The following is a 13,161-nucleotide window of genomic DNA, read 5'->3' as shown; positions in this document are numbered from 1 at the left end:
TCTTTCAGGGGCGCGAGGAACTGCGCGGGTGAGCCCCGCCCAGCCCGCAGCCGGGGTCTTTCAGGGGCGCGAGGAACTGCGCGCCCAGCCCCCACGCACCCGCACCCGAAGTCATCCAGGTCATCCAGGTCATCCAGGGGCGCGGGGAACGGCGCAGTCTTTTGTCTTTCAGGGGCGCGGGGAACTGCGCGAGCAACCCCCACCGGACCCGCACCCGACGCCCGGGCCGCAGCCCACCCCTACTCGGCCTCCGACGCCTCCAAGGCGTCCAGGGCCTCCGTGGCGTCCGGGGCCTCCAAGGCCTCGGAGTCCGACGGAGCCGAAGGAGCCAAGGGCAACTCCGCCGCCAGCGCCGCAGCAGCCTGCACCAAAGGCAGCGCGAGCAACCCCCCCGCCCCTTCCCCCACCGTCACCCCATGCGAAAGCAGCGGTTCGAGCGCCATCCGGTCGAACGCCTTCGCCTGCGCCGGCTCCCCACTGCTCTGCCCCGCCAGCCACCAGTCCGGCGCCCGGAAGGCGACCCGCTGCCCGACCAGCGCGCAGGCTGCGGACACGACCCCGTCGAGCACGACGGGCGTCTTGCGCACAGCGCTCTGCAGCAGGAACCCGGTGATCGCGGCGAGATCGGCCCCGCCCACCGTCGCGAGCAGCTGCAACTGGTCCCCGAGCACGGGCCGAGCGCGACGCAACGCGTCGCGAACCGCCGCGCACTTGCGCATCCACGCGAGGTCGTCGATCGCCCGCCCCCCGCGCCCGGTCACCACCGACGCGTCGGTCCCGCACAGCGCGGCGACCAGTACGGCCGCCGCGGTCGTCCCGCCGACGCTCACGTCCCCGAGGACGACGAGATCGGTCCCGGAGTCGGCCTCCTCGTCCGCGACGGCGACCCCCGCCCGGAACGCGGCCTCCGCCTCCTCCAGGGTCAGCGCGTCCTCGATGTCGATCCGCCCGGACCCGCGCCGCACCCGGTGCCGTACGACCTCGTCGGGCAGGCTCTCGGGCGCGCAGTCGAGGGCCATGTCCACCACGCGCAGGGGCACCCCGAGCCGCCGGGCCAGTACCGACACGGGGCTCGCGCCCTCCAGCACGGCGCGCACCAGGTCGTCCGCGCTCCCGGCGGGCCGCGCCGAGACGCCCAGTCCGGCGACCCCGTGGTCGCCCGCGAACAGCACCACGCGCGGACGCTCGATCGCCCGCACCGGCACGGCCGCCTGCGCGGCGGCCAGCCACTCACCGAGTTCGTCCAGGCGTCCCAGTGACCCGGGCGGCACGACCTGGCGCTCCCGGCGCGCCTCGGCGTCACGGCGTACGCCACCGTCGGGGCGCTCGATCAGGTCGGTGAAGTCGTCGAGATTAAGCGAGCTCATTCGCCGAACAGTACCGGCAGTGATCCGGCCGGGATCCTGACGGGCGGTCAGTGGTCCGCGCGGGGTGGGCGGGTCAAAGACGGTGATCGCATGTGTGCCGGTTTGCAGTGGATTGTCATACCGGTTTGTATCGGCTGGTAGCGGCTCATATCAGCCTCTACAGGGTCTTACCCCGTCGGACCGGCAGGAGCAGACAGACCATGCCCCCCACACCCGTCACACCCCCGACCCCGGCCACACCCCCCACGCCGCCTCCCGCAGCCGTCACGACGGCCGGCCAGCAGTCCACTGCCCAGCAGCCCACTGCCCGGCAGTCCGCCGCCCCGCAGTCCGTCGCCCAGCGCCGTGCCGCCTATCTGGGGGAGCTGGCCCAGGGCACCGACCGCTTCCACGAACCGCGCAGACCCGACTGCCCCTGGTGCGGCTCGGCGCGGTTGCGCACCCGGCTGCGTACCCCCGACCTGCTCCAGCACAAGCCGGGCACCTTCGTCGTCGACGAGTGCGAGGACTGCGCCCACGCCTTCCAGAACCCCCGTCTGACCACCGAGGGCCTCGCCTTCTACTACCGCGACTTCTACGAGAACCAGGACAGCGGCGCCGAACGACAGGGGCACGACGGCGAACGCCACGAGCACGAGAGCTTCGCCGAGCGGACCCTGCGCTCCCGGGCCGGCCGCCGCCGTCACGAGGCCGCGGCCCGCTCGATGCTCCCGTTCCCGGAGCCCGAGAGCTGGCTGGACGTCGGGACGGGACACGGCCACTTCCCGGCGGCGGCCAAGGAGTTGTTCACGTACACGTCCTTCGACGGGCTCGATCCCACCTCACGCGTCGACAAGGCCCTGGCGGCGGGCCGCGTCGAGGAGGCGCACCGCGGCCGGCTGCCCGACCTGGCCGGCCGGCTGCGCGCCCGCTACGACGTGGTCAGCATGTTCCACCACCTGGAGCACAGCCCCGACCCGCGCGAGGAACTGCGCGCCGCGCTCGCCGTACTGCGCCCCGGCGGTCATCTGCTCGTCGAAGTACCGGACCCGGACTGCGCGTTCGGCGCGCTGCTCGGCAAATGGTGGGTGTCGTACTGCCAGCCGCAGCACCTCCACCTGATGCCGCTGCGCAACCTGCTCGACGAACTCGACGAACTGGGCTGCTCGGTCGTCTCCACCGACCGCCGCGAGCCGCACGTCCCGTACGACCTGACCGGCGCCCTCGCGCTGGCGATCGGCAACCGGCTGCCGGGCGGGGACGAGCCCTGGCGCCCCGCCCCGCCGACCGACCTCCAGCGCACCCTGCGCACGGCCCTCACCCGGGCCACCGCGCCGCTGCTCGCCTCCGCGTTCGTCCTGGACCACGCCCTGGCACCGCTCCTGCGCCGCACCCGCTTCTCGAACGCGTACCGGATCATCGCCCGCAAGAACCCGCGCGAGCACCCGGGCGAGAATCCGGGCGGGGCCTCTGACTTCGACGCGGCCTCGCTCTGACCGGCCTCAGCCCTTCAGGGTGACCGCCTGGCCCGCCACCACCAGCAGCACGTGCTCGCACTCGGTCGCGAACGCCGTGTTGAGGCGGCCCAGTTCGTCGCGGTAGCGGCGGCCCGAGGGGGTGGCGGGGACGATCCCGGAACCGACCTCGTTGGAGACGGCGACCACCGTGCGGCGCGACTCGCGGACGGCGGCCGTCAGCTCCTCGACGCGCGCCCGCAGCACCCGCTCGCCGCCGCCCGCCCATTCGGCGTCGTCCCACGCGTTCGCGGAGTCCATCGCGTCCGTCAGCCACAGCGACAGACAGTCGATGAGCAGCGCGGGCCCGTCCTCCTTCAGCAGGGGTACGAGGTCGCAGGTCTCGGCGGTACGCCAGGAGCCGGGACGCCGCTCGCGGTGCGCGTGCACCCGGGCCGCCCACTCCCCGTCGCCGTTGCGGGCGCCGCCCGTCGCCACGTACAGCACGTCGGGGAAGGCCTCAAGCCGTCGCTCGGCCTCCACCGACTTGCCCGACCGGGCCCCGCCGAGGACCAGCGTCCGGCGCGGTACGTCGGGCACGTCCTCGTACACCCCGACGGTCAGCGTCCTGCCGTCCGGGACCGTCCGCGCCCCCGCCGCCGCGAGGCGTCGCCGCAGCTCCCGGCCCTGCGGCACGTCGTGGTCCAGATGCACCGCGATCACATCGGTGGCGGGCCCGACCGCACCCACCAGCCGCAGCCGGGCCAGCGCGTCCGGCCGCCCGACGACATCGCCGACCACCATGTCGTACGTCTCGGTCGTCTCGTCCAGGCCCGCGGGGGCCGCGCCCGGCGGCAGGTAGAGCAGCCGCTGCCCGTCGGGGCCCGTGACCGCGTACCCGGTGCCCGGCGCGTCCATCGACAGCGCCCGTACCCGATGGCCCGTCAGCAGCGTCAGCTCCCGGCCGTCCGGCACGCGCCCCGGCTGCGGCAGCCCCGCCGGTACCTCCACGGCGGGTCCGTCGTGCGGGTGCGACAGCAGGACCTGGCGCACCCCGCCCAGCGAATGCCCGGCCCGGGCCGCCGCGAACGCCGCCCCGGGGGTCAGATCCAGCAGCAGCACCCCGTCCACCAGGAGGGACGTGGCCGCGCGGGCGTCCGCGCCGAGCGCCACCGCGCACACGGCGCACGAACAATCGGGCCTGGGCAGCCCCATGGGCCCGCCGGTACCAAGCAGAGTCACTTCCACGGGCCCGATTTTCCCGTGCCGGCGCGGCTCGTGCCCGTCAGGGGGTGCACAAGGGCGCACGTCGAGCGGGGCACGGACGAGCGCGCGAGCGGAGCGCGCGCACCCACCACCGGCACCCCAGGGTTCTCGACCTGCACTTTTGAACACCGGACCAGCAACGGAGCGCCTAGGCTGACGGCGAGAGCCCGATCTTGCTCGGTATTTTGGGAACTTTTGGGAGGCTGACATGGCGGCATGGACGTGGCGGTTCGAGAAGGCCGACGGGACGGAAGTCCAGCCCGCGGTCCAGCCCGAGGAGTTCACCACCCAGGGCGACGCGGAGTCCTGGCTCGGCGAGAACTGGAAGGAGCTGGCCGAGGGGGGAGCGGACCAGGTCCGCATCTTCGAGGACACCACGGAGATCTACGGCCCGATGAGCCTGCACGCCGAGGCGTCCTGACCTCGTAGATCCGTACGGGTCCACGGGGCGCGCACAAGCCCACGAGGTCCGTACGGGTCCTCGTGGGCCCGTGCGAGCCCTTCTGGTCCGTGCGAGTCCTTCTGGTCCGTACGAGTCCTTCTGGTCCGTACGAGTGAGAGGCCGCGACCGTACGAACCGGTCGCGGCTTCTTGCCGTCCGGCCGGGCGCCCGACCTGACCGGCCGGGCGGTGAAGGACAGCGCGAGGCTTCAGCCCCGTACGCCGCACAGGTGCAGCAGCGCCGCCACCCGGCGGTAGGGGTCGGTCCGGCCGGCCCGCTCCTCGGCGGCCAGCAGGGCGTCCACGTCGTCCGGCACCGCCGCGTCGTCGGCGGCCGTGTCCGTGAAGACCCGCACCCCGTACCAGGCGTGCAGCGGCGCGCCGATCCCGGCGAGGGTGCCGGTGAGGGTGTCGAGCCCGTCGGCGCGGACGTCGAGCCCGAGCCGGTTGGTGTACGTGCTGGTGTCGAAGGCGGTCAGCGTCCGCGCCCAGTCGCCGGCCAGCCCCGGCCGCATGGCCAGCGCGTCGGCGTTGCGCACCAGCAGGGACAGCAGACCGCCGGGGGCCAGCATCCGGGCGAGCCCCGCGAGCAGCGCGTCGGGCTCCTCGACGTACATCAGTACGCCGTGGCACAGCACCACGTCGAAGCTGCCGGGCAGGAAGTGCACCCCGGTGTCGCGTCCGTCGCCCTCGACGATCCTGACCCGGCCGCGGATGCCCTCGGGCTCGGCGGCCAGGGACTCACGGGCCACGGCGATCATGGTGGAGTCCTGCTCGACGCCGGTCACCTGGTGCCCGGCGCGGGCCAGCCGAAGGGCCTGCGTGCCCTGGCCCATCCCCACGTCGAGCACACGCAGCCGCTGCCCGACGGGGAACCGCCCGGCTATCTGCTCGTCGAGCTGCCGGGCCACCAGCTCCTGCCGTACGACATCACGCAGACCGCCCAGCTTGCTCAGCCAGGCATCCGCCGCGCCTCCCGAGAAAGGTGCCGCGCTCAGGGCCGCTCTCCGCGCTTGACCTGCGGCTTCGGCAGCCGGAGGCGACGCATCTGGAGGCTGCGCATCAGCGCGTACGCGACGGCGCCGCGGCGGGGCTCGTCCGGGAAGCGCGCGGCCAGCTGCTTCTTCAGGCGGATCGCGATCCCGATCGAGTCGAGCACGATCAGCACGATCACGAAGAGCCACATCAGCAGCGCGACGTTCTGCAGCTGCGCGATGCGGACCATGCTCAGGACGAGGATGACCACCGCGAGCGGCAGGAAGAACTCGGCGATGCAGAACCGCGAGTCGATGAAGTCACGCGCGAGCTTGCGCACCGGGCCCTTGTCACGGGCGGGCAGATAACGCTCGTCGCCGCTGGCCAGCGCCTGGCGCTGCTTCTCCATGTGGGCGCGGCGCTCGTCGCGCTGGCGCTTGGAGGCCTCCTTGCGCGACGTCGGCGTATTGGCGACGCTGCGGCGCTGGGACTGGGCCTCACTGCGCTTGGGAGTGGGCCTGCCCTTGGGGGCCTGCGGGTCACGGATCTGAGGGGAGTCGGTCACCGACGCCTTGTCGGCGTGGGCCTTCTCGTCTTTGGCGCGGCTACGGAACACAAAACCCAAGGGTAAGGGGTGCGAAGGCATGGACGTCGGCCGAGTGGGGAACGATCCGGCAACACCGGTCGTCTGTAGGGGGACAGGAGACCTGAAAAGGGGTGGTGGTGTGCGGTTGCGCGTGCCGGCCCCGGGACGACTCCGGGGCCGATCCGGACCGAATCCGGAGCGACCCCTGGGGGGACACCTACTCCCTACGCCGGAGCAAGATCGTCGTCAGTCGTCCTTGGGGATGAGCGCATCCGTCCCCGAACAGTGCGGTAATGGATGCAGGGCCCGTACTGTGGGTTCTGTTGCAGTCGCTGGAGCCGGAGTCCGTCAGAAGGGGGCGCGCGAAGCCCATGAGCGGTGTCATGAAGCGTATGGGGATGATCTTCCGCGCGAAGGCGAACAAGGCCCTTGACCGGGCCGAGGACCCGCGCGAAACCCTCGACTACTCGTACCAGAAACAGCTGGAGCTGCTGCAGAAGGTGCGCCGCGGCGTCGCCGACGTGGCGACCTCCCGCAAGCGCCTGGAGCTGCAGCTCAACCAGCTCCAGGGCCAGTCCTCCAAGCTGGAGGACCAGGGCCGCAAGGCGCTCGCGCTGGGCCGTGAGGACCTCGCCCGTGAGGCGCTGTCCCGCCGTGCCGCCCTCCAGCAGCAGGTGACCGACCTGGAGACGCAGCACCAGACCCTCCAGGGCGAGGAGGAGAAGCTCACCCTCGCCGCGCAGCGGCTCCAGGCCAAGGTCGACGCCTTCCGCACCAAGAAGGAGACGATCAAGGCCACGTACACGGCCGCCCAGGCGCAGACCCGGATCGGGGAGGCCTTCTCCGGCATCTCCGAGGAGATGGGCGACGTCGGGATGGCCATCCAGCGGGCCGAGGACAAGACCGCGCAGCTCCAGGCGCGGGCCGGGGCCATCGACGAACTGCTCGCCTCCGGCGCGCTCGACGACCACTCCGGGCTCGCCAAGGACGACATCCAGAGCGAGCTGGACCGGCTGTCCGGGGGGACGGACGTCGAGCTCGAACTGCAGCGGATGAAGGCCGAGCTGGCCGGGGGGTCTTCCTCCCAGCAGGCGATCGAGGGCGGTCAGGGGCAGACTCAGTCCCAGCAGCAGTCGAAGTCGGACACGCCGCGCTTCGACAAGCAGTAGCAGCCGGTCGCACGACCGTCCCACGCCGAGGAGGGCGTCATGATCGTACGGATCATGGGGGAGGGGCAGGTGAGGCTGGACGACGGGCACCTCGCCGAGCTGAACGAGCTGGACGACGAGCTCCTGGCGGAGACCCGGGCCGGGGACGAGGAGGGGTTCCGGCGGACGCTGGGGGCGCTGCTCGACGCGGTACGTCGTCTGGGGGCGCCGCTCCCTGACGACTCGCTGGAGCCCTCGGAGCTGATCCTCCCGTCCCCGGACGCCACGCTGTCGGAGGTCCGAGCCCTCCTGACAGACGACGGCCTCCTCCCCGGCTGACGCTTCCCTCGCCCCCGCCGCCCCTACCCGTCCCGTCACTGACTCGGGGGCGCTGCCCCCGAACCCCCGGTCCTCAAACGCCGGACGGGCTGAACCACCCAGGGGCGCGGGGAACGGCGCGATCAACCCCCACCGTCCGGCAGCCAACTCTCTCCGTGCAGCCCCACCCCCCTAGGGGCGCGGGGAACGGCGCGACAAGCCCCCACCGTCCGGCGGTCGACTGTCTCCGCGAGGCCGCACCCCCTTAGGGGCGCGGGGAACTGCGCGACAAGCCCCCACCGAAGCCGCACAGGACGCACCGCGCAAGGCGCACCCCCTCTTCGTTCCGCCCCCGCCAGGGCCCCCGTACCGTAAAGAACCGTGAGCACACTGACGCGCGCAAGGACCTGGCTGCGGTCCCACCCCCTCGTCGCCGACGGCACCCTCGCCGCCGCGGTCCTCGCGTGCATGCTGGCCGGCTCCTTCGCGGAGCCGAACGGCCGGCACGGCGGCACGATGTGGGGCACCCGCGCCCCCGACGCCCTCGGCCTCACCCTCATGCTGCTCGCCGCGACCACCCTGATCCTCCGCCGCAGATACCCGATCTGGGTCCTGGCCGCGACCGGCGCCCTGTCCGTCGTGGAGTTCGTGACCGGCGACCCCCGCGCCCCCGTCGCCATGTCCGCCGTGGTCGCCCTCTACACCGTCGCCGCCGCGACCGACCGCCCCACCACCTGGCGCGTGGGCCTGCTCACGATGACGGTCCTGACCGCCTTCGCGATGCTGGCGGGCCCCCTGCCCTGGTACGCCCAGGAGAACCTGGGCATCTTCGCCTGGACGGGCATGGCCGCCGCCGCGGGCGACGCGGTCCGCAGCCGCCGCGCCTTCGTGCACGCCATCAGGGAGCGCGCCGAGCGGGCCGAACGCACCCGCGAGGAGGAGGCCCGCCGCCGCGTCGCGGAGGAACGCCTGCGCATCGCCCGCGATCTGCACGACGTCGTCGCCCACCACATCGCCCTGGTCAACGTGCAGGCCGGAGTCGCCGCGCACGTCATGGACAAGCGTCCCGACCAGGCGAAGGAGGCCCTCGCCCACGTCCGCGAGGCCAGCCGCTCCGCGCTGAACGAACTGCGCGCCACGGTCGGCCTGCTGAGGCAGTCGGGCGACCCGGAGGCCCCCACGGAACCGGCTCCGGGCCTGCACCGCCTCGAAGAGCTGGTCGGTACCTTCCGCAGCGCGGGCCTGCCCGTCGAAGTGGCCCGCACCGACCAGGGCACGGCCCTGCCGGCGGCCGTCGACCTGGCCGCGTACCGCGTCATCCAGGAGGCCCTCACCAATGTGCGCAAGCACGCGGGCCAGGAGGCGAAGGCCGAGGTCAGCGTCGTACGCGTGGGCCCGAACGTGGAGATCACCGTCCTGGACAACGGCCCCGGCGACGACGCGCCCGCCCGCCTGGAGGAGAACGGCGGCCACGGACTGCTCGGCATGCGCGAGCGGGTCACCGCGCTCGGCGGCACCTGCAGCGCGGGACCCCGATACGGAGGCGGCTTCCGGGTGCATGCGATCCTGCCGGTCAAGAGCCGTGCCGGAGCCACCGCGTCCGCGACCGAGGCAGCCAAGGGGAACCCCGTATGACGATCCGTGTCCTGCTCGCCGACGACCAGGCCCTGCTGCGCAGCGCCTTTCGCGTCCTGGTCGACTCCGAGCCCGACATGGAGGTCGTCGGTGAGGCCTCGGACGGCGCGGAGGCGGTACGCCTCGCCCGCGAGGAGCGGGCCGACGTCGTGCTGATGGACATCCGGATGCCCGGTACGGACGGGCTCGCCGCGACCCGCCTCATCAGCGCCGACCCCGGCCTCGCCCATGTGCGCGTCGTCATGCTGACGACCTTCGAGGTCGACGAGTACGTGGTGCAGTCGCTGCGCGCCGGCGCCTCCGGCTTCCTCGGCAAGGGCTCCGAGCCGGAGGAACTGCTCAACGCCATCCGCGTCGCGGCGGCCGGCGACGCCCTGCTGTCGCCCGCCGCCACCAAGGGGCTGATCGCGAAGTTCCTCGCGCAGGGCGGCGACGACGACCGCGACCCCGCCCGCGCCGAACGCCTCGAAGCGCTCACCGTCCGCGAGCGCGAGGTCCTCGTCCAGGTCGCCGGCGGGCACTCCAACGACGAGATCGCCGAGCGTCTGGAAGTCAGCCCGCTCACCGTGAAGACGCACGTCAACCGGGCCATGGCCAAGCTGGGAGCCCGCGACAGGGCCCAACTCGTGGTGATCGCCTACGAGTCCGGACTGGTACGCCCAAGGGTGGAGTGAGCTCCACCCGTACGTACTGCGGGCGCGGTATGCGCCGTATAAGGAAACGGGACCTGGGGGCGAGGGGAGTGGCCCCGCCCATGGCTCAGAGTGATAGGCGGATGCTCACATGAGCCCATCGCGCCGCTCCTCACACACAGGCAACAGCCTCCAGACACACAGGCAACAGCCTCAAGCCACAGAAGAGAGACCCGCCACCCATGTCCTGGCTGTCCCGCTTCAGCCTCGCCCAGCGTGCCCTCATCGGGCTGATGTCGATCATCGCGCTCGTCTTCGGGGCGATAGCGATACCGCAACTCAAGCAGCAGCTGCTGCCCACCATCGAACTGCCCGTGGTGTCGGTCCTGGCGCCGTACCAGGGCGCGTCCCCCGACGTGGTCGAGAAGCAGGTCGTCGAGCCCATCGAGGACAACCTCGAAGCGGTCGACGGGATCTCCGGCGTCACCTCCACGGCCAGCGAGGGCAACGCCCTGATCATGGCCTCCTTCGACTACGGCAACGACTCCGCCCGGATCGTCGCCGACGTCCAGCAGGCCGTGAACCGCGCCCGCGTCCAGCTCCCGGACGACGTGGACCCGCAGGTGGTCGCCGGCTCGACCGACGACATCCCGACCGTGGTCCTCGCCGTCACCTCCGGCAAGGACCAGCAGGCCCTCTCGGACCAGCTGGACCGTACGGTCGTCCCCGCGCTGAAGGACATCGACGGCGTCGCCCAGGTCACGGTCGACGGCGTACGGGACCTTGAGGTCGCGGTCACGCCCGACGACGCGAAGCTGGCGAAGGCGGGACTGACCACGGCCGCGCTCGGCCAGGCCCTCCAGGCGGGCGGCGCGACCGTACCGGCCGGATCCTTCGACGAGGACGGCAGCAACCGCACCGTCCAGGTCGGCGGCGGCTTCACCTCGCTCCAGCAGATCGAGGACCTGATGGTCACCGGCGAGGGCGGCAAGAAGCCCGTACGCCTCGGAGCCGTCGCGACCGTCGAGGAGAAGCCCGCCAGGACGGAGTCCATCACCCGCACCGACGGCAAGCCCAGCCTCGCCGTCTCCGTCACCATGGACCACGACGGCAGCGCGGTCGCGGTCTCCGACGCGGTCCAGGACAAGCTGCCCGGCCTGCGCAAGGACCTCGGCTCCGGCGCCACCCTGACGGTCGTCAGCGACCAGGGTCCCGCCGTCTCCAAGTCCATCAAGGGCCTGACCACCGAAGGCGCGCTCGGACTGCTCTTCGCGGTCCTGGTCATCCTCGTCTTCCTGGCGTCGGTCCGCTCGACGCTGGTCACCGCGGTCTCCATCCCGATGTCGGTCGTCCTCGCGCTGATCGTGCTCTGGGTCCGCGACGAATCGCTCAACGTCCTCACCCTGGGCGCCCTGACCATCGCCATCGGCCGGGTCGTCGACGACTCGATCGTGGTCCTGGAGAACATCAAGCGGCACCTCGGCTACGGCGAGGAGCGCCAGGAGGCGATCCTCAAGGCGGTACGCGAGGTCGCGGGCGCGGTCACCGCCTCGACGCTCACGACGGTCGCGGTCTTCCTGCCCATCGGCCTGACCGGCGGCGTGGTCGGCGAACTCTTCGGCTCGTTCTCCCTGACGGTCACCGCGGCCCTGCTGGCCTCGCTGCTCGTCTCGCTGACGGTCGTCCCCGTCCTGTCGTACTGGTTCCTGCGCGCTCCCAAGGACGTGCGCGGGGCCGACCCGGAGGAGGCCCGCCGCAAGGCGGAGGAGAAGGAGGCCCGCAGCCGCCTCCAGCGCTTCTACGTGCCCGTCCTGCGCTTCGCCACCCGCCGCCGCCTCACCAGCGTGGCCATCGCGGTGGTCGTGCTCCTCGGTACGTTCGGTATGACGCCCCTGCTGAAGACGAACTTCTTCGACCAGGGCGACCAGGAAGTCCTCACCGTCAAGCAGGAGCTGAAGCCCGGCACCAGCCTGGCCGCGACCGACGCGCAGGCGAAGAAGGTCGAGCGGCTGCTCGCCGACGTCAAGGGCGTCGAGGACTACCAGGTCACGATCGGCTCCTCCGGCTTCATGGCCGCGTTCGGCGGGGGCACGGACACCAACCAGGCCTCGTACACCGTCAAGGTCGCCGACTCGGCCTCCTTCGACGACGTCCAGGACAGCATCGAGGAGGGGCTCGGCAAGCTCTCCGGGATCGGTACGACGACGGTCGCCGCCGGTGACGGATTCGGCAGCCAGGACCTGAGCGTCGTGGTGAAGTCCGCCGACGGCGAGGTGCTGCGCGAGGCGGCGGAGAAGGTCCGCGACGAGGTCGCGAAGCTGGACGACGTCACCGACGTCACCAGCGACCTCGCCCAGTCCGTGCCGCGCATCTCGGTCAAGGCCAACGACAAGGCCGCTGCCGCCGGGTTCAACGACGCCACGCTCGGCGCGGCTGTCGGCCAGGCCGTCCGCGGCACCACCAGCGGCAAGGCGATCCTCGACGACACCGAGCGCGACGTCGTCATCAGGTCGGCGAAGCCGGCCGAGACGCTGGCCGAGCTGAAGAACCTCAGGCTCGGCCCGGTCAAGCTCGGTGACATCGCGTCGGTGAAGCTGGTCGACGGCCCCGTCTCGATGACCCGTATCGACGGTCAGCGCGCGGCCACCATCACGGCCAAGCCGACCGGCGACAACACCGGCGCGGTCAGCAACGAGCTGACGACGAAGCTCGACAAGCTGAAGCTGCCGGCCGGGGCCACGGCCTCCATCGGCGGTGTCTCCGAGGACCAGGACGACGCGTTCGCCTCCCTCGGCCTCGCGATGCTCGCGGCGATCGCGATCGTGTTCATGCTGCTGGTGGCGACCTTCCGGTCGCTGATCCAGCCGCTGATCCTGCTCGTCTCGATCCCGTTCGCGGCGACGGGCGCGATCGGCCTGCTCCTGGTGACCGGTACCCCGCTGGGCGTGCCGTCGCTGATCGGCATGCTGATGCTCATCGGCATCGTCGTGACGAACGCGATCGTGCTGATCGACCTGATCAACCAGTACCGCAGGCAGGGGTACGGGGTCGTGGAGGCCGTGATCGAGGGCGGCAGGCACCGTCTCCGCCCGATCCTCATGACGGCCCTGGCGACCATCTTCGCCCTGCTGCCGATGGCCCTGGGCATCACCGGCGAGGGCGGCTTCATCGCCCAGCCGCTCGCGGTGGTCGTGATCGGCGGCCTGACCGTCGAGCAGCTGCGCGACGCGAAGATGATTCTGTGGCGCGGGCACTGCTCGGTGCACGGCCGCTTCTCGCTGGAGTCGGTGGAGGACGTGCCCGCACATGCCCCTCAGGGGCGCGGGGAACTGCGCGATCGGCCTCCACCGGGCCCGCAGT

At 72.1% G+C, this 13,161-nt stretch carries 11 protein-coding genes; 7 read left to right on the top strand and 4 right to left on the bottom strand.

Annotated elements, in window-relative coordinates; genetic code table 11:
• Positions 1 to 239: 239 nt before the first annotated feature.
• On the bottom strand, positions 240 to 1,367 hold the full coding sequence (cobT, locus tag ACFWGJ_RS33455) for a nicotinate-nucleotide--dimethylbenzimidazole phosphoribosyltransferase (protein ID WP_387332145.1): 1,128 nt from the start codon (positions 1,365 to 1,367) through the stop codon (positions 240 to 242).
• A gap of 200 nt (positions 1,368 to 1,567) precedes the next feature.
• Here cobT and ACFWGJ_RS33450 point away from each other — a divergent pair, with 200 nt between their 5' ends.
• The gene (locus ACFWGJ_RS33450) at positions 1,568 to 2,842 is read left to right on the top strand and encodes a class I SAM-dependent methyltransferase (protein WP_387332143.1); all 1,275 of its coding nucleotides are present in this window, start codon (positions 1,568 to 1,570) and stop codon (positions 2,840 to 2,842) included.
• 6 nt (positions 2,843 to 2,848) lie between these two features.
• On the opposite strand, the gene ACFWGJ_RS33445 is transcribed toward ACFWGJ_RS33450, so the two are convergent.
• Complete coding sequence (locus tag ACFWGJ_RS33445; protein ID WP_387332141.1) at positions 2,849 to 4,048, bottom strand: bifunctional adenosylcobinamide kinase/adenosylcobinamide-phosphate guanylyltransferase; 1,200 nt, start codon at positions 4,046 to 4,048, stop codon at positions 2,849 to 2,851.
• 226 nt (positions 4,049 to 4,274) lie between these two features.
• Here ACFWGJ_RS33445 and ACFWGJ_RS33440 point away from each other — a divergent pair, with 226 nt between their 5' ends.
• Positions 4,275 to 4,487: a hypothetical protein gene (locus ACFWGJ_RS33440; RefSeq protein ID WP_387332139.1), complete on the top strand. Its 213-nt coding sequence runs from the start codon at positions 4,275 to 4,277 to the stop codon at positions 4,485 to 4,487.
• Positions 4,488 to 4,716: 229 nt separating this feature from the next.
• Here the strand turns inward: ACFWGJ_RS33440 and ACFWGJ_RS33435 are convergent, their stop codons facing one another.
• Together ACFWGJ_RS33435 and ACFWGJ_RS33430 are read right to left on the bottom strand one after the other, a co-directional pair.
• Complete coding sequence (locus ACFWGJ_RS33435) at positions 4,717 to 5,418, bottom strand: class I SAM-dependent methyltransferase (protein WP_387332138.1); 702 nt, start codon at positions 5,416 to 5,418, stop codon at positions 4,717 to 4,719.
• Positions 5,419 to 5,501: 83 nt separating this feature from the next.
• Positions 5,502 to 6,128, bottom strand: coding sequence for a DUF3043 domain-containing protein (locus ACFWGJ_RS33430; RefSeq protein WP_387332136.1), 627 nt, complete (start codon positions 6,126 to 6,128; stop codon positions 5,502 to 5,504).
• A gap of 311 nt (positions 6,129 to 6,439) precedes the next feature.
• On the opposite strand from ACFWGJ_RS33430, the gene ACFWGJ_RS33425 reads away from it, so the two are divergent.
• From ACFWGJ_RS33425 to ACFWGJ_RS33405, 5 genes are all read left to right on the top strand, one after another.
• Positions 6,440 to 7,237: a PspA/IM30 family protein gene (locus ACFWGJ_RS33425; RefSeq protein ID WP_210883332.1), complete on the top strand. Its 798-nt coding sequence runs from the start codon at positions 6,440 to 6,442 to the stop codon at positions 7,235 to 7,237.
• Positions 7,238 to 7,276: 39 nt separating this feature from the next.
• Positions 7,277 to 7,555, top strand: coding sequence for a hypothetical protein (locus ACFWGJ_RS33420; protein ID WP_387332134.1), 279 nt, complete (start codon positions 7,277 to 7,279; stop codon positions 7,553 to 7,555).
• Positions 7,556 to 7,915: 360 nt separating this feature from the next.
• Positions 7,916 to 9,169: a sensor histidine kinase gene (locus ACFWGJ_RS33415; RefSeq protein WP_387332132.1), complete on the top strand. Its 1,254-nt coding sequence runs from the start codon at positions 7,916 to 7,918 to the stop codon at positions 9,167 to 9,169.
• A complete protein-coding gene (locus tag ACFWGJ_RS33410; RefSeq protein WP_189776667.1) occupies positions 9,166 to 9,843 on the top strand; it encodes a response regulator transcription factor in 678 nt (225 codons plus the stop codon). The genes ACFWGJ_RS33415 and ACFWGJ_RS33410 overlap by 4 nt, the downstream gene beginning before the upstream one ends.
• A 200-nt stretch (positions 9,844 to 10,043) precedes the next feature.
• Positions 10,044 to 13,161, top strand: a 3,118-nt coding sequence (locus ACFWGJ_RS33405; protein ID WP_387332130.1) for an efflux RND transporter permease subunit, incomplete at its 3' end; no start/stop codon positions are given.

Origin of the sequence: Streptomyces sp. NPDC060205, assembly GCF_042728395.1 — a bacterium.
Taxonomy (GTDB): domain Bacteria; phylum Actinomycetota; class Actinomycetes; order Streptomycetales; family Streptomycetaceae; genus Streptomyces.
This window is presented reverse-complemented; position numbering and strand designations above follow the sequence as displayed.